The sequence below is a fragment of the Streptomyces sp. NPDC058326 genome (assembly GCF_042879855.1).
Classification (GTDB): domain Bacteria; phylum Actinomycetota; class Actinomycetes; order Streptomycetales; family Streptomycetaceae; genus Streptomyces.
In genome coordinates this window covers 451,757-467,350 of the sequence record NZ_JBHVZO010000003.1, presented here as the reverse complement: position 1 = coordinate 467,350, position 15,594 = coordinate 451,757, and the positions used below count along the sequence as shown (strand labels likewise).

The 15,594-nt window shown below is 72.6% G+C and carries 15 protein-coding genes; 4 read left to right on the top strand and 11 right to left on the bottom strand.

Annotated elements, in window-relative coordinates; genetic code table 11:
• The first annotated feature begins 180 nt into the window (after positions 1-180).
• Positions 181-1,353, top strand: coding sequence for a serine/threonine-protein kinase (locus ACFVYX_RS07815; RefSeq protein WP_389680608.1), 1,173 nt, complete (start codon positions 181-183; stop codon positions 1,351-1,353).
• Positions 1,354-1,404: 51 nt separating this feature from the next.
• Here the strand turns inward: ACFVYX_RS07815 and ACFVYX_RS07810 are convergent, their stop codons facing one another.
• The 3 genes from ACFVYX_RS07810 to ACFVYX_RS07800 all read right to left on the bottom strand — a co-directional run bounded on the left by ACFVYX_RS07810 (position 1,405) and on the right by ACFVYX_RS07800 (position 4,229).
• Positions 1,405-1,686, bottom strand: coding sequence for a hypothetical protein (locus ACFVYX_RS07810; protein ID WP_389680445.1), 282 nt, complete (start codon positions 1,684-1,686; stop codon positions 1,405-1,407).
• A gap of 80 nt (positions 1,687-1,766) precedes the next feature.
• Positions 1,767-2,774: an ElyC/SanA/YdcF family protein gene (locus ACFVYX_RS07805; RefSeq protein ID WP_389680444.1), complete on the bottom strand. Its 1,008-nt coding sequence runs from the start codon at positions 2,772-2,774 to the stop codon at positions 1,767-1,769.
• A 63-nt stretch (positions 2,775-2,837) separates the two neighbouring features.
• Positions 2,838-4,229 (bottom strand): tetratricopeptide repeat protein, encoded by a 1,392-nt coding sequence (locus ACFVYX_RS07800; protein WP_389680443.1) that lies wholly within the window; start codon positions 4,227-4,229, stop codon positions 2,838-2,840.
• 265 nt (positions 4,230-4,494) lie between these two features.
• On the opposite strand from ACFVYX_RS07800, the gene ACFVYX_RS07795 reads away from it, so the two are divergent.
• Complete coding sequence (locus tag ACFVYX_RS07795) at positions 4,495-5,529, top strand: Lrp/AsnC family transcriptional regulator (RefSeq protein WP_389680442.1); 1,035 nt, start codon at positions 4,495-4,497, stop codon at positions 5,527-5,529.
• Positions 5,530-5,616: 87 nt separating this feature from the next.
• Here the strand turns inward: ACFVYX_RS07795 and ACFVYX_RS07790 are convergent, their stop codons facing one another.
• Positions 5,617-6,447, bottom strand: a complete 831-nt coding sequence (locus ACFVYX_RS07790; protein ID WP_389680441.1) for a class I SAM-dependent methyltransferase — start codon at positions 6,445-6,447, stop codon at positions 5,617-5,619.
• Positions 6,448-6,509: 62 nt separating this feature from the next.
• On the opposite strand from ACFVYX_RS07790, the gene ACFVYX_RS07785 reads away from it, so the two are divergent.
• Both ACFVYX_RS07785 and ACFVYX_RS07780 read left to right on the top strand, forming a co-directional pair.
• Positions 6,510-8,330 carry a prolyl oligopeptidase family serine peptidase gene (locus tag ACFVYX_RS07785; RefSeq protein WP_389680440.1) on the top strand — a complete coding sequence of 607 codons (1,821 nt, stop codon included), beginning with the start codon at positions 6,510-6,512 and terminating at the stop codon, positions 8,328-8,330.
• Between the two features lie 24 nt (positions 8,331-8,354).
• Positions 8,355-9,095: an SURF1 family protein gene (locus ACFVYX_RS07780; RefSeq protein ID WP_389680439.1), complete on the top strand. Its 741-nt coding sequence runs from the start codon at positions 8,355-8,357 to the stop codon at positions 9,093-9,095.
• Between the two features lie 5 nt (positions 9,096-9,100).
• Here ACFVYX_RS07780 and ACFVYX_RS07775 read toward each other — a convergent pair whose 3' ends face one another.
• From ACFVYX_RS07775 to ACFVYX_RS07745, 7 genes are all read right to left on the bottom strand, one after another.
• Positions 9,101-10,312, bottom strand: coding sequence for a hypothetical protein (locus ACFVYX_RS07775; RefSeq protein WP_389680438.1), 1,212 nt, complete (start codon positions 10,310-10,312; stop codon positions 9,101-9,103).
• A complete protein-coding gene (locus ACFVYX_RS07770; protein ID WP_389680437.1) occupies positions 10,309-11,040 on the bottom strand; it encodes a SigE family RNA polymerase sigma factor in 732 nt (243 codons plus the stop codon). The genes ACFVYX_RS07775 and ACFVYX_RS07770 overlap by 4 nt, the downstream gene beginning before the upstream one ends.
• A gap of 262 nt (positions 11,041-11,302) precedes the next feature.
• Entirely contained in the window at positions 11,303-12,358 is a 1,056-nt protein-coding gene (locus ACFVYX_RS07765) for an aspartate-semialdehyde dehydrogenase (RefSeq protein ID WP_389680436.1), read from the bottom strand.
• On the bottom strand, positions 12,355-13,635 hold the full coding sequence (locus ACFVYX_RS07760) for an aspartate kinase (RefSeq protein WP_389680435.1): 1,281 nt from the start codon (positions 13,633-13,635) through the stop codon (positions 12,355-12,357). The genes ACFVYX_RS07765 and ACFVYX_RS07760 overlap by 4 nt, the downstream gene beginning before the upstream one ends.
• A gap of 132 nt (positions 13,636-13,767) precedes the next feature.
• Complete coding sequence (locus tag ACFVYX_RS07755) at positions 13,768-14,430, bottom strand: DUF5063 domain-containing protein (RefSeq protein WP_389680434.1); 663 nt, start codon at positions 14,428-14,430, stop codon at positions 13,768-13,770.
• A 35-nt stretch (positions 14,431-14,465) separates the two neighbouring features.
• Complete coding sequence (gene recR / locus ACFVYX_RS07750) at positions 14,466-15,065, bottom strand: recombination mediator RecR (RefSeq protein ID WP_389680433.1); 600 nt, start codon at positions 15,063-15,065, stop codon at positions 14,466-14,468.
• A 104-nt stretch (positions 15,066-15,169) separates the two neighbouring features.
• Complete coding sequence (locus ACFVYX_RS07745) at positions 15,170-15,505, bottom strand: YbaB/EbfC family nucleoid-associated protein (RefSeq protein WP_389680432.1); 336 nt, start codon at positions 15,503-15,505, stop codon at positions 15,170-15,172.
• Between the last annotated feature and the right edge of the window lie 89 nt (positions 15,506-15,594).

The window sequence follows — 15,594 nt, the reverse complement described above, 5'->3', positions numbered from 1 at the left end:
GTCACCGTCCACCGGACGGGCCCCCGCGCGCGGGTTCGCGGTCACGGGGAGTCCGTGCGCGGCCGTCTCCGGCGGGGTCGGGGCGGGATCTGGGGGGAGCGCGGCGAAGAGCGCGGTCGCACGGCTCTACGCTGGTTCCCTTCCGTCTAGTTGATCGATCGTCGAAAGGGTGGTCTCCAGGTGCTGGTCGCGGACCGATATCGGCTTCACGTGTGTATCGGCCGGGGCGGCATGGGCGAGGTGTGGCAGGCCACCGACGAGGTGCTCGGCCGGTCCGTGGCGGTGAAGCTGATGCTGGCGCAGTCGACCGACCCCTCCGCCGGTGACCGGTTCCGGCTGGAGGCGCAGACCGCCGCCCGGCTGAGCCACCCGCACGTGGTCGGCGTCTTCGACTTCGGCACGTGGGACGGGAAGCTGTTCCTCGTCATGGAGCTGGTGGAGGGCGACAGCCTCGCCGGGAACGCCTCCGATCCGCTGGTACTGCCCGCCGAGCGGGTCGCCGTGGTCGCCGCCCACGCCGCCGCCGGACTCGCCGCCGCGCACCGGCAGGGTGTCGTGCACCGGGACATCAAGCCGGGAAACCTGCTGGTCGACACCGACGGTACGGTGAAACTCGCCGACTTCGGCATCGCCCGGTTCGTCGACGACCCCTCGGCCGCGCTCACCACGACGGGGCAGATCGTGGGCACCGGGCTCTACCTCGCCCCCGAGCGGGCGCTCGGGCAGCCCGCGTCGCCCGCCTCCGACGTGTACTCGCTCGGCTGCGTGCTCTACCAACTCCTCACCGGCCGACCGCCGTTCCGCGCGGACACGGCGACGGCGCTGCTGTACCAGCACATCGACACCGCCCCCGTGCCCCCCGGCCGGCTCGGGGTGGCGCTGCCGCCCGAGTTCGAGGCGTACCTGCTGAGTCTGCTCGCGAAGCAGCCGGAGCAGCGGCCTCCGGCGCAGGCCATCGCGGACTGGTTCTCCTCCGGCGCCTGGCGCGCCTACCCGCAGGCCGCCCCGCCGCAGCCGCGGCCCCACGCCCCGCACCACCAACCCGGGCCGCCCGGCGCCGCCACTCGCCCCACGGCCGTGTCCTCACACATGTCCGGGCCCATGTCCTCACCGGTTTCCGCGCCGATGCCGACGCCCGTGGCCATGCCCGGACACGGCCACAGACCCGCGCCGGCACCCGCGCGCAGACCCGCGCCTGCCGGCCCCTCCGCCTCCCGGCGGCGTGAGCGTCCCGCCGCCGGCGGCGGGGGGCTCGCGGAGCTCTCCCGGCGCCGCCCCCGGAAGACGGCCGCGGTGGCCGGAGCCATCGCCTTCGTGGTCTTCCTGATCATCGGAATGGCCTGGCTCTCCTGACCGCCCGTACGCAGGCCGGAGGCCAGGGCGTCCGAGGCCGGAGCCCAGGCCTCAGTACGGTCTCGGCGCCATCACCAGCGGCTCGCCGTCCGGATCCGTGAGCAGCAGGCAGCGCGGCACACCGGGCCCCGGAGTCGCCCGTACCGTCACCGTCGTCGGCGGGTCGGTCGGCAGCTCGACCGGGACGGTGACCGGCCGGTCCCCGTCGCCCCTGGCGTAGCCGGTCTCCTTGCCGTCGACGAGGACCTCGACGACGGGGCGGTGCCCGGTCTGGACGGTCGCGGACACCGAGTGCCCGCGATGGTCGATGTGGAAGTGGTGCCGTCGGCTCATGGGTCACCTCCGTACCTCAAGAGTAGGTACGGAGCAGCGCTCCCGCCGCTCCCGGAGGCCGAGCGGGCCGGACTCCGTCCTCAGCGGCTCGCCCAGGCGAGCACCCCGAGCAGGACCAGGGTCAGACAGATCCCGAGGTTGACCACCTTGTAGTCGAGGAAGACGGCGACGAACTCGCGGATGGTCGCCGTCGGCCAGAAGTAGGCGGCGGTCGGCGAGCCCACCACCTGCCCGTCGAGCCCCGCCCTGCGGGCCGCGAGGGCGGCCCTGAAGGCGTGGAAGTTGTTGGTGACGATCACGCACGAGGAGCCCGGCCGGTCCCGCTCCATCAGCTCCTTGCTGAAGAGCATGTTCTCCTCGGTGGTCCGTGAGCGGTCCTCGCGCATCACCGCCCCGGCCGGGAAACCCCGCTCGACGAGGTAGTCGGCCATCGCGTGGGACTCGGGGAGCTCCTCGTCGGGGCCCTGCCCGCCGGAGGTGATGAGGACGGGCGCGTCCCCGCCGCGCGCGGCCAGCCGCTCGTACACCTGACGTCCCCGGTCCAGACGGCTGGCGAGGAGCGGCGGCACGCGGCGGCCGCCGATCAGGCCGGACCCGAGGACGACCACGTAGTCGGCGTCGCGGCGGAGCCTCATCCGGCCGTACAGGAACGCGTAGCCGACGAAGCAGACGAAGAGGAAGGAGACGTAGCCCAGGACGAAGAGGGTCGTGACGACGATCATGGTCAGGGTCCACGACCCAGTGGTGCCGGCGAACAGCGCGAGGGTCATCACGCCGAACATGCCGAGCCCGGCGAGGAGCGAGAGCAGGTTGGCCGGGCGTCTGCCCTCCTTGCGGACCATCTTCACGCCGTTGACGCAGAGCAGAGCGGCGAGGACGACCGGGCCGAGGCCGAGCACGAGCAGCGCGACGACCATCACGCTCTCGGCGACCCCGGGCGGGGCGTCGTCGATCCCCGCGAGGAGGGCGATCCCGAGGAAGGTGACGGCGAGACCGAGGTACACGGCGTTGCCGAAGCGGCGGCGGTCGCGCAGCACACCGATCCCGAAGAGCAGCAGGAAGAACACGGCCGCGGCCAGGGCGAACATCTGCTCATCGTAGACAGCGCGACCGACAACGCCCCGGCCGACGGCGGCTCCCCGGGCGGGCAGTCACGCCGTCTCCGCCAGCGCGAACAGGCCGATCCTCGCGCCCTCCTCGTACGCCCGCCGCAGCTCCGGGTCGTCGAGCATGCCCCGCAGGGCCGTCTCGCTGCGGTCCCGTGTCCTCGCCCAGTACTCCGCCGGCCGGTACGAGGAGTCGAAGACCGAGGTCCTCAACAGGTTCACGGCACCCAGGAGATGCGCGGCCGACGCCGGTCGGCCCGTCATGAGACATACCTGGGCGAGGAGTTCGGCCGCGCAGGCCGCCCCGACCGCCGAACCGAGCGCCAGATGGCCCCGCAGCGCCCGCCGGGCGTGGTCGGCGGCCCGCTCCCGCTCCCCGTCCCAGGCGAGGAGCTCGGCACGCGCGTGGTGCGTCCAGGCCTCGGCCCACAGGTCGCGCCCCGCCCAGGTCCGCCACGACGCCGGGTCGAGCACCAGCTGGTCCAGGGCCTCCTGGGCCGCCTCCGGGTCGGTGCGGCTGAGGGAGAGCGCGAGCGCGGCCCAGCACAGTTCCCGGGTCGGCCCGAACTCCGGGCACTCCCCCATCAGGGCCAGCGCGTCCCTGAACTCGAACGCCGCCGCGCGCGTACGCCCCTCGTAGAGGGCGATCGCGCCGCGCAGATGGGCCAGCAGGCCCAGGGTCCGGTCGTCCCCCGCCCGTACGGCCATCGCCCTGGCCCGCACGAGGAGCGGTTCGGCGTCCTCGGGCCGGCCCGACTCCAGTTCCAGGAAGGCGGCGAGCCACAGGGCGCGGGGGGCCGGCTGCCCGGTGTGCAGGGAGAGGGCGTGGCGCAGCCGGGTCCGGCCCTCGGCGACCCGTCCACAGGCGACCCAGAGGAACCACAGGGAGACGGCGATCTCGACGGCCGTCTCGGCCTCGGCACTCGCCGGGAGCGGCGCGGTCGTCGGGTCCATGGCGGCGGCCAGGTCGGGGAGTTCGCGCAGGGCGAGGTCGCGGGCGTCGAGCTGCCGTCCGCTGTGCCACCGGTCGGCGGCCCGTCGGGCGAGCGTCACGCACCACTTCCGGTGGTGCTCGACGACGGTCCGGCGGTCACCGCGCGCGGTGAGCCGGCGGGCGCCGACCGCCCGCATGGGGTGCGGCATCCAGTAGCGGGGGCCGTCGACCTCGCCGCCGAGGAAGTCGTCGACGGGCAGGAGAGCGGCGGGGGCCAGCCGGTCGAGGACCGGCAGGACCGTCTCCTGGGGCAGGGTATCCGAGGCGCACACCTCGCGGACGGCCTCCCTGCCGAAGGCTCCCTCGAAGACCGAGAGCCGTTCCCACAGGAGCTGTTCGGCGGGCCGGCAGCGGGCGTATCCGCGTTCCGCGGCGGCGAGCTGCTCGGGGGTCACCGGTTCGCCCCAGAGCAGTTCCGTCTTCGGTGGTTCCCCGGTCGCCATGTGTCCCGCCCCCGCTCGTTCCGTGCCCGCATTCGTGACGCTGTTCCGACGTGTGTCCCGGCGTGTGCTCCGGCGTATGTCCCGGCGTGTGTTCCGGCGTGCGCCCGCTGGGTCCGGGCGTGCGTCCCGGCCGTTCGTACGGGTGTGTGTCCGAGTCGATGGCGAACCGGCGCCGTTGCGGCTTGAATGCAGAGGCCCAGGTCCACATCCTGGGGCGCTCCGGGACCCACACCCACGGATTCCCAGGGATCGGCCAAGGAGGAAAATGCGTACCGGGGAATCCGTCCTGGGAGAGGCGGATCTTTCGCTGATCCACGCACTGCAGATAGCCCCGCGCGCCAGCTGGACCCAGCTGTCGGCCGTGCTGGGGTCGAGCCCCGACACCCTCGCCCGGCGCTGGGAGCACCTGACGGCCGGCGGGTACGCCTGGAGTTCGCTGATCGCCGCCCGACGCGGCACGGACGCCATGCTCTACGCCTGGATCGAGCTGGAGTGCGTCGCCGGGGACGCCGAGGCCACCGCGACCGAGGTCTCGGGCGATCCCTGCACCCTCGGGGTGCACCAGGTGACCGGCGACGCCGATCTGGTGCTGCTCGTGGCCTCCCCCGACCTGTACGCCCTCGACACCTATCTCGCCGGACGGGTGCGGCGGCTGCCCGGGGTGATCCGGGCCCGTACCCATGTCGTCACCCGCCTGCACAACCGGCCCTACCGGTCACGGATCGAGCAGCTCACCCCGGGGCAGGTCCAGCTCCTCACGGGCATGACGGGCGATGACCGGCGGTCACGCGCGCGCGTGCGACCCGGGCCGAACCTCACGGAGCTCGACCGCCGGCTTGTCGCCGAGCTGGCGGGGGACGCCCGCCGCAGCGCCGCCGAGCTGGCCCGGCAGTGCGGTACGAGCGAGTCGACGGTACGGCGGAGGCTGGACGTCCTGGCCGCGGGCGGCGCCCTCCACCACCACTGTCTGCCCGCCCCGAGGTTCTCCGGGCGCCCGGTGTGGGCGATGGTCACGACCGACGTACCGCCCCTCGAGGTGCCGGCGACGGTGGCGGCACTGGCCCGGCTCCGCGAGACCCGGCTCGTCACCTCGGTCACGGGGCCGCACAACCTGGCCGTCGCGCTCTGGCTCCGTACGGTCGACGAACTGCACGACGTGACGGCGGCGCTCGTACGGGCCGCCCCGGCGCTGCGGATCGCGGGCACCGCGCTCTCGCTGCGCACCCACAAGATCGGGGCGCAGGTCCTCGGCCCGGACGGGCGCCGGACGCATCACGTACGTCCTGACACACCGTCCTGACACGCCGTCCTGACGCGTCCGGCGACGGCGACCCGCCGAACCCCTCTCAGGCCGGTGGTCGCAGGCCCCTGCAGTCGCAGGCTCCGCTCAGGCCTGCCTCGACGCCTTGATCGAGTACATCAGGGGGATGCGGGGGCGGTCCGCCGGGAAGCGGTAGTAGCCGTCCTCGTGGCGCTGGAGCGCGCCGTAGCGGGGGAAGAGCGAGGCGTCGTGCTCGTGCAGGAACTCGATCCGCAGGCCCGCCCTCGCGAGCGCGGTGACGACCTCGCCGACCGGGTGCACCCACTCCACGCTGCGGTTGTGGACCGTGGCGGCGTCGAGGTCGGCGTAGGTGCCGGGAGAGGTGTCGACCCACGGGTCGCGGACGAAGTAGTCGTGCACGACCCGGCTGCCGGTCTCGTCGTCGAGCGAGTCGGTCAGCGGATGGAACTCCGCCACGTAGAGGAAGCCGCCCGGGGCGACGAGCGAGGCGGCGGTCTCCGCCCAGCGTTCGATGTCGGGCAGCCAGCACAGCGCCCCGCTGCCGGTGTAGACGATGTCGTACGCGCGGTCCGGCACGGCCTCGGCGGCGTCGTACACGTCGGCGGCGACGAAGGCGGCCCGCTCCGGGGTGAGGCCGAGGTCGGCGGCGAGGGAGCGGGCGGTCTCGACGGCGGGCTCGGAGAAGTCGAGACCGACGACGTGCGAGGCGCCGTGGCGGGCCCAGGAGAGGGTGTCGAGGCCGATGTGGCACTGGAGGTGCAGCAGGGAGCGCCCGGTGACGTCGCCGACCTCCGCGAGCTCGAAGTCCCGCAGGGCGTCCTTGCCCGCGCGGAAGGTGTCGAGGTCGTAGAACCGGCTCGCGGCGTGGATCGGGACGCGCTCGTCCCACCGTGCGCGGTTGGCCTCGCGCCAGTCCTCGGGGGTCGTGGAGTACATGTCGGCGAGGTTATCCACAGGTTCGGGGGGACGCGACCTGATTGTCCGCCGCGCGGAGCATGATGGGTGCCATGACTGAGAGCAAGGCAATCGACACCCCCGTCTGGGAGCAGCGCTTCCGCGCGCCGCGCGTCTCCCTGCCCGAGTGGGCCGAGGAGGCACCGGACCGCTCGCTGTTCGTGTCCAACGCGACGGGGACGTACGAGCTGTACGCCTGGGACCGGGCGAGCGGGCGGCAGCGGCAGGTCACGGACCGGCCGAACGGCACGACGGACGGCACGCTGTCGCCGGACGGCGACTGGATCTGGTGGTTCGCGGACTCGGACGGCGACGAGTTCGGGGTGTGGATGCGCCAGCCGTTCGACGGCGGCGCGGACGAGCCGGCCGTGCCCGGTCTCGGCGCCTCCTACCCGGCGGGCCTCGCCATCGGCCGGGAGGGCACGCTCGTGGTGGGCCGCTCCACGGACGAGGACGGCTCGACGATCCATCTCGTACGGCCCGGGGCCGGCGCCCCGGTCGAGATCTACCGGCACCGGGAGTCGGCCGGGGTCGGGGACCTGTCGCACGACGGCTCGCTGATCGCGATCGAGCACACCGAGCACGGAGACGCGATGCACTCGGCGCTGCGGGTGCTGCGCGCTTCGGACGCGGCGGTGGTCGCCGAGCTCGACGACACCAAGGGCGGTACGAAGGAGCTGGGGCTCGCGGTCCTCGGCTTCGCTCCGGTGGCCGGGGACACCCGGCTGCTCGTCGGGCACCAGCGGCGCGGCCGCTGGGAGCCGATGCTCTGGGACGTGGCGACGGGCACCGAGAAGGACCTGGCGCTCGATCTGCCGGGGGACGTGTCGGCGGAGTGGTATCCGGACGGCTCCGGTCTGCTGATCGTGCACAGCTTCGAGGCCCGCAGCGAGCTGTGGCGGTACGAGATCGCCACCGGCGCCCTGGTGCGGGTGGAGACCCCGGCCGGTTCGGTGTCGAGCGCGACGGCCCGTCCCGACGGCAGTGTGGAGTACCTGTGGTCCTCGGCGGCCGAGCCGCCGGTGGTGCGCTCCACGGACGGCCGGGTGGTCCTCGACCCTCCGGGCCCGAAGGCGCCGCCGTCGGTGCCGGTGGAGGACGTGTGGGTGGAGGGCCCCGGCGGCAGGGTCCACGCACTGGTGCAGCGCCCGGAGGGCGAGGGCCCGTTCCCGACGGTGTTCGAGGTGCACGGCGGTCCGACCTGGCACGACAGCGACGCCTTCGCGTCGGGCCCGGCGGCCTGGGTGGACCACGGGTACGCGGTGGTGCGGGTCAACTACCGGGGCTCGACGGGGTACGGCCGGGAGTGGACGGACGCCCTCAAGCACCGGGTCGGCCTGATCGAGCTGGAGGACATCGACGCGGTCCGCGCGTGGGCGGTGACGAGCGGTCTCGCCGACCCGGCGCGGCTCGTCCTGTCCGGCGGATCCTGGGGCGGCTACCTCACGCTCCTCGGCCTCGGCACCCAGCCGGACGCCTGGGCGGTGGGTCTCGCCGCGGTCCCGGTCGCGGACTACGTCACGGCGTACGAGGACGAGATGGAGGCCCTCAAGGCGCTGGACCGGACGCTGCTCGGCGGTTCGCCCGACGAGGTGCCCGAGCGGTACGCGGCCTCGTCGCCGCTGACGTACGTGGACGCGGTGAAGGCCCCGGTGCACATCTCGGCCGGTGTCAACGACCCGCGCTGCCCGATCCGTCAGATCGACAACTACGTCGACCGGCTCAAGGCCCGGGGCGCGGTCCACGAGGTGTACCGGTACGACGCGGGCCACGGCTCGCTGGTGGTGGAGGAGCGGATCAGACAGGTCGCCCTGGACCTCGCCTTCGCCGCGAAGCACCTGGGCACCCGGCCGACGGGGAGCTGAGGCCGCTTGCGTACCGTGGGGGGCGTGTACCGGTTCCTGAGAACTCCCCGCTGGTGGGGGATCAACGTCTTCGTCCTGCTCGCGATCCCGTTCTGCGTCTTCATGGGGACCTGGCAGCTGGGGAAGTTCGAGGATCGCGTCGACTCCCATGAGGAGGCCGAGAAGCGGCCGGCGGCGAGCTCGCTGCGGACGGAGCCGCTGGACTCCCTGCTTCCGGTGGACAAGGAGACCTCGGGCCGGTCGGCCGAGGCGCGCGGCCGGTTCGGGGAGCAGTTCCTCGTCCCGGACCGTGAGCTGGACGGCCGGACGGGCGCGTACGTCCTGACGCTGCTGCGGACGGACGGCGGCCGGTCCCTGCCGGTGGTCAGGGGCTGGCTCCCCACGGGCGCGAAGGTCCCCGCCCCGCCGTCCGGCGAGGTCACGGTGGTCGGCGCGCTCCAGGCCTCGGAGAACCCGGGCACGAAGGGCGTCCACTCGGCGGGCGGGCTGCCCGAGGGGCAACTCGGCCTGATCAGCGCGGCCGCCCTGGTGAACGTGGTGCCGGACGACGTCTACGACGCCTGGATCACCCTCGCGGACGCCCCCGCCGGCCTCACCCCGGTGCCGGCGGCCGCGGCGGCGGGCACGAGCCTGGACGTGAAGGCCTTCCAGAACCTCGGCTACACCGCGGAGTGGTTCGTCTTCGCGGGCTTCGTCCTCTTCATGTGGTTCCGCCTCGTGCGCCGTGAGGCGGAGGCGTCCCGCGACGAGGCTCTGGGCCTGTAGAAGCTCTAGGAGGCGTCCAGGACCCCGGTCCGGTAGATGGTGCCCGCGCAGGCGTCGGGGATGGTCGCCGACGCCGAGGGGCCGCCGGGCTCCGCGACGTGGCTGACGAGGACGCTGCCGTCCGCCGGGCCGTCCTCGCGGAGCAGCTGGGGTGCCGCTCCGGTGTCCGCGCCCGTGCCCGCCTCTGTGCCGGTGCCCGGTCCCGTGCCGGTGCCGCCGGATCCCGCGCCCTCGCTGGGGTCCGGGTCGGCGGTGCCGCCGGTCGGGGGGGCCGTCGGGGGCGGTGTGGTGGGCGGTTCGGACGGCTGGGTCGGGGTCGGGGTCGGCGTGGTCCCGGTCGTCGGGCAGGTCTCGCTGGGCACCCAGACGAACTTCACCTCGTACGAGCCGCTCGCCTTCAGGACGAGTGGGGAGGACTCCTGCGAGGGGTCGGGAAGCCCGCTCCCGCCGTCCCCCGCGGTGTGCCGGACCACCGAGATCCGTGCGGGGTCGGCCGCGCCGCGGGCCTCGAAACTGACGATTCCGCTGCCGTCCACGACACAGTCCTGGCCGGAGACGTTGGCGATCCGGAAGGCGCCGTGCACCTTGCCCTCGCCGTCGGGCCCGCCGGCCTGCGCGGAGCTGACGCCGAGCTGTTCGGCCCCGCACCGCGGCAGGGAGCCGGTGTCGGCGCCCCGCGTCTCCCCCGGGCCGGTGCCGGAGACGCCGGGGCCGGGTCGCTGCGGCTTGCCCTCGGAGCCTTCCGCCGTGCCCTGGCTGGGGGACACGCTGCTCGCCGGGGGTGACGCGCTCTGGCCGCCCTCGATGCCGGTCTCGGTGCCGGTGCCGCCCTGGGCCTCCTCGCCGTGGCCCGCGTTCACGGGGCTCCCCGCGGCGGAGACGCCGCCCGAGGCGGCGACGTGCACGAAGGCGGGCACGGCCGTCCCGATGAGGACCGCCGCGGCGGCGGCGCCCACGACGGCCTGCCGCTTGCGGGCGCGCCGCGCGGGCACGGCACGGCGCAGGTGGTCCAGGGAGTCCGCGGACGGTTCGAGGCCGGACACGGCGCTCTGGAACAGCCGCCGCAGCGCGAGTTCCTCGTCGCCTTCGCCGTCGCCGGGCTCGATGTTCACCATGCGCTGTCCACTCAGGTCGTCACGTTCTTCTCGGGCGTCACGCGGCACGTGGGCGCCGCCGGCACCCGTGCTCTCGTCGTCCTTGCCGAGCTCCTCGCTCATGACGTCGCTCCCAACGCGACGCGCAGCGCCGCGATTCCCCGCGAACCGTACGCCTTCACCGAGCCCAGGGATATCCCGAGCGCCTCGGCGACCTGCGCCTCGGTCATGTCCGAGAAGTACCGCAGGGCGAGCACCTCGCGCTGGCGCCGCTGGAGCCCGCGCATGGCCTTGATGAGGTCCTCGCGCTCCAGCTGGTCGTACGCGCCCTCCTCGGCGCTCGCCATGTCCGGCATCGGCTTGGACAGCAGCTTGAGACCGAGGATGCGGCGGCGCAGCGCGGACCGGGAGAGGTTCACCACGGTCTGGCGCAGGTAGGCGAGGGTCTTCTCCGGTTCACGGACCCGCTTGCGGGCCGAGTGGACGCGGATGAACGCCTCCTGGACGACGTCCTCGCAGGAGGCCGTGTCGTCGAGGAGCAGCGCGGCGAGACCGAGCAGCGACCGGTAGTGGGCGCGGTAGGTCTCGGTGAGGTGGTCGACGGTGGTGCCGGCGGCGGCCGGGACGCCTTCGGCGCTCGTCCGGGGCGACGGGATGCCTTCCATCGAGCCGGCACGGGCTCCGGTGGGCACGGGGGCGATCACCGGCATCCCTCCGAGAGCACGTGGGCGCCGATACGGGCTGACCGCCGGGCCGCGTACGGGTACGACGGCGACGCTCCGCACGGGGAGCACCGCCGTGCCCGCGCCGCGCAGCGGAGCGATGGTCGCGAGGTCGAGTACGTCTGCCACGCCTGTTGGACACGCTTCCCCCCGGCAGGGTTGTACGCGTACCCCGCCCTTTTCGACGGTGAGTCGTCTGTCCTCATGCGTAACCGTTCTCCCCCGATGCCCCGCTTTCACAGCGTGTCCGCGCGCCACGACTGTGGGTGAACGCAGAGACGCCTCCGCCCAACTACTGGTTGCAGCAAGGGGAAAGAGCATCGTCGGCCACGGCATCACCGCAGTTCAAGGGGTATTTGACGCCGATTTGCTCACAGCTCGTTCACAGATCCTACAAATCTGTGACAACCGATTCCGCGATCTGCAGCGCGTTGAGCGCCGCGCCCTTGCGCAGGTTGTCGGCGCAGACGAAGAAATCGAGCGCCCGCTCGTCGTCCAGGGAGCGCCGTACCCGTCCGACCCAGGCCGGGTCGGTGCCGACGACGTCGGCGGGGGTGGGGAAGTCGCCCGCCGCGGGGTCGTCGTACAGCACGACCCCCGGTGAGGTCGCGAGGATCTCGTGGGCGCGTCCGACCGGCACGGGGTGCTCGAAGCGGGCGTGGACGGAGACGGAGTGTCCGGTGACGACGGGTACGCGCACACAGGTGGCGGCGACCCGCAGGGAGGGCAGTCCGAGGATCCGGCGGGTCTCGTCCCGTATCCGCTCCTCCTCCGAGGAGGCGCCCTCGGCGCCCGCCGTGCCCGACCAGGGCAGCACGTTGGAGGCGAGGGGGCCGGGGAAGGGGCCGGTGTTCTCGCCGACGGCCCGCCGTACGTCCCCGGGCCTGTGGCCCAGGTCGCCGTCGGCGGCCACCAGGCCCAGCTGCGCCCTGAGCGCGTCGACACCGGCCTGTCCTGCGCCGCTCGCGGCCTGCTGGGCGGTGACGACCAGCTCGGTGAGCCCGAACTCGGCGTGCAGGGCGCCCACGGCGACGATCAGCGCGAGGGTGGTGCAGCCGGGGCTCGCGACGATGCCCCGGGGGCGTACGCGGGCCGCGTGGGGGTTGGTCTCGGGGACCACGAGGGGGACGTCGGGGTCCGCGCGGAAGGCGGCGGAGGTGTCCACGACGACGGCGCCCTTGGCGGCGGCGATGGGCGCCCACTGCGCGGCCACCGTCTCGGGCACCAGGAAGAGCGCCAGGTCGACGCCTTCGAGGGCCTCCTCGCTCAGCGCGAGGATCTCGCACTCCACCCCGCGCACGGCGGCCTTCCGGCTGCCGGCCGAGCGCGGGGAGGAGAGCAGGCGTATCTCGCCCCAGACGTCCGCGTGGTGCGTGAGCATCTGGAGCATCACCGAGCCGACGGCTCCGGTCGCACCGACGACCGCGAGCGTCGGCTTCGGCGTCATCGGCCGGTGCCTCCGTAGACGACGGCCTCGTCCGAGTCGCTGTCCAGGCCGAAGGCGCTGTGGACGGCGCGCACGGCCTCGTTGACGTCGTCGGCGCGGGTGACGACCGAGATGCGGATCTCGGAGGTCGAGATGAGCTCGATGTTCACGCCCGCGTCGGAGAGCGCGCGGAAGAAGTCCGCGGTGACGCCCGGGTTGGTCTTCATCCCGGCGCCGACCAGGGAGATCTTGCCGATCTGGTCGTCGTAACGCAGCGAGTCGAAGCCGATCGCGTTCTTCGCCTTCTCCAGGGCGTCGATGGCCTTGCGGCCCTCGGCCTTGGGAAGGGTGAAGGAGATGTCCGTGAGGCCGGTGGAGGCCGCGGACACGTTCTGCACGATCATGTCGATGTTGATCTCGGCGTCCGCGACGGCCCGGAAGATGGCCGCGGCCTCGCCCGGCTTGTCCGGCACGCCGACGACGGTGATCTTCGCCTCGGAGGTGTCGTGGGCGACGCCCGAGATGATGGCCTGCTCCACCTTGGGGCTCTTTTCTACGGAGTGTGGCTCGTTGCTGACCCACGTGCCCTGCAGCCCCGAGAAGGACGAGCGGACGTGGATCGGGATGTTGTAGCGGCGTGCGTACTCGACGCACCGGTGCAGCAGCACCTTGGAGCCGGAGGCCGCGAGCTCCAGCATGTCCTCGAAGGAGATCCAGTCGATCTTCTTCGCCTTCTTCACCACGCGCGGGTCGGCCGTGAACACACCGTCGACGTCGGTGTAGATCTCGCAGACCTCGGCGTCCAGCGCGGCGGCGAGCGCCACGGCGGTGGTGTCGGAGCCGCCGCGGCCCAGCGTGGTGATGTCCTTCTTGTCCTGGGACACACCCTGGAAGCCGGCGACGATGGCGATGTTGCCCTCGTCGAGGGCGGTGCGGATGCGGCCCGGCGTGACATCGATGATGCGCGCTTTGTTGTGGACGGAGTCGGTGATGACACCCGCCTGGCTGCCCGTGAACGACTGGGCCTCGTGGCCCAGGTTCTTGATCGCCATGGCCAGCAGGGCCATGGAGATCCGCTCTCCGGCGGTCAGCAGCATGTCGAACTCTCGACCGGCAGGAATCGGGGATACCTGCTCGGCGAGATCGATCAACTCGTCCGTCGTGTCGCCCATCGCGGAAACCACGACGACCACCTGGTGGCCGTTCTTCTTGGCGTCCACGATCCGCTTGGCGACGCGCTTGATGCCTTCGGCATCGGCAACGGAGGAGCCTCCGTACTTCTGCACGACAAGGCCCACGTGCGCTCCTCGATCAGTGTGTGCCGCAGCCGGCGCTGCGATCGGCTCAGTCTAACGAGCGCCCCGCGAACACCCATGTGATATCGAATACTGAGACAGGGCGCTCACAGTGTGATCAGACGCGGCGATCGGCTACTTGCGGAGCGGGCGCATTCCGAGCGGAGTGCCGATCTCCTCCACCATCACGCGCCCCGCCTCCTCCGCGAGGTCGTCCTCCGTGAGGTCCTCGTCGATGTCGAGACCGTCGAGGGCCGCGAGCGGCTGGTCGAGGCGGACGTGGGCGACGAGGGACTGCAGCGCCCGGAGGGTGGCCGAGGCGGTGGGGCCCCAGTTGGAGAAGTACGAGAACTGCCACCACCACAGGGCCTCGCTGGTCCGGCCGGCCCGGTAGTGGGCGAGGCCGTGCCGCAGGTCGGCGACGATGTCGGCGAGGTTGTCGGAGATCCGGGCCGGGACCGGCGCCTTGCGCGGCTCATAGGGGTCGAAGACCTCGGAGAAGACGTCGACCGGTTCCAGGAGCACGGCGAACCGCTCGCGCAGGTCGTCCATGTCGGGTTCGAGGCCCGTGTCCGTCTCGTAGCGCTCGTCCGGGACGATGTCCTCGTGCGCGCCGAGCCGGCCGCCCGCGAGGAGCAGCTGGGAGATCTCCAGGAGCAGGAAGGGAACCGCGCTGTCCGGCTCGTCGCCCTTGGCGACCTCGGTCGTCGCGACGATGAAGCTTTCGATGGAGTCGGCGATCTGGACGGCGAAGTCGTCGGGGTTCTGCGTGATCGCGTGCAGCGTGGGGTCAGACATCGAGGAGCCTCCCTGAGAGCGCGCCGGCCCGGTCGTCATACATCTAGCAGCCTCCGTCCCTCGAAGGCACGGCCGAGGGTCACCTCGTCGGCGTACTCCAGATCGCCGCCGACCGGAAGGCCGCTGGCAAGCCGGGTCACCTTGAGTCCCATGGGCTTGATCATCCGCGCCAGATAGGTCGCGGTGGCCTCGCCCTCCAGGTTCGGGTCGGTCGCGAGGATCAGCTCGGTGACGGCACCGTCGGCGAGCCGCGCGAGCAGTTCGCGGATGCGCAGGTCGTCAGGGCCGACGCCCTCGATCGGGCTGATCGCGCCGCCGAGGACGTGGTACCGCCCGCGGAACTCGCGGGTCCGCTCGATCGCCACGACGTCCTTCGGCTCCTCGACCACACAGATGACGGTGAGGTCGCGGCGCGGGTCTCGGCAGATGTTGCAGTGCTCCTGCTGGGCCACGTTGCCGCAGACCGCGCAGAACCTGACCTTCTCCTTGACCTCCAGGAGCGCGTGCGCCAGCCGCCGGACGTCCGTGGGCTCCGCCTGGAGGATGTGGAAGGCGATCCGCTGCGCGCTCTTGGGACCGACGCCGGGCAGCCTGCCCAGTTCGTCGATGAGGTCCTGGACCACGCCTTCGTACACGGAACGCCCTTTCAAGGGGGTGCTTGATTCTTACGGTAGTGGCTCGAAGCGAGCCTAAGAAGCCCGCGGGAGGCAGGGCCTCGAAGGCCCCGCGCTCAGCGGTCTCAGAATCCGAGGCCCGGCATGCCGCCCATGCCCTGCGCCAGCGGGCCGAGCTTGGCCTGCTGGAGCTGCTGCGCGTTGTCGTTGGCGGCCTGGACGGCGGCCACGACGAGGTCGGCGAGCGTCTCGGTGTCCTCCGGGTCGACGGCCTTGGGGTCGATCACGAGGCCGCGCAGCTCGCCGGAGCCCGTCACGGTCGCCTTGACCAGGCCGCCGCCCGCCTGCCCGTCGACCTCGGTCGCGGCGAGCTCCGCCTGGGCTCGGGCGAGGTCCTGCTGCATCTTCTGGGCCTGCTGGAGAAGCTGCTGCATGTTGGGCTGACCACCACCGGGAATCACGGTCACTCCTGAGGTTCGGTACGTCCGTATGTCGGTACGCCGAGCCTACGTGGTCCCCGCCCGCCCCGCCTCCATCACTCTTTCGAGTG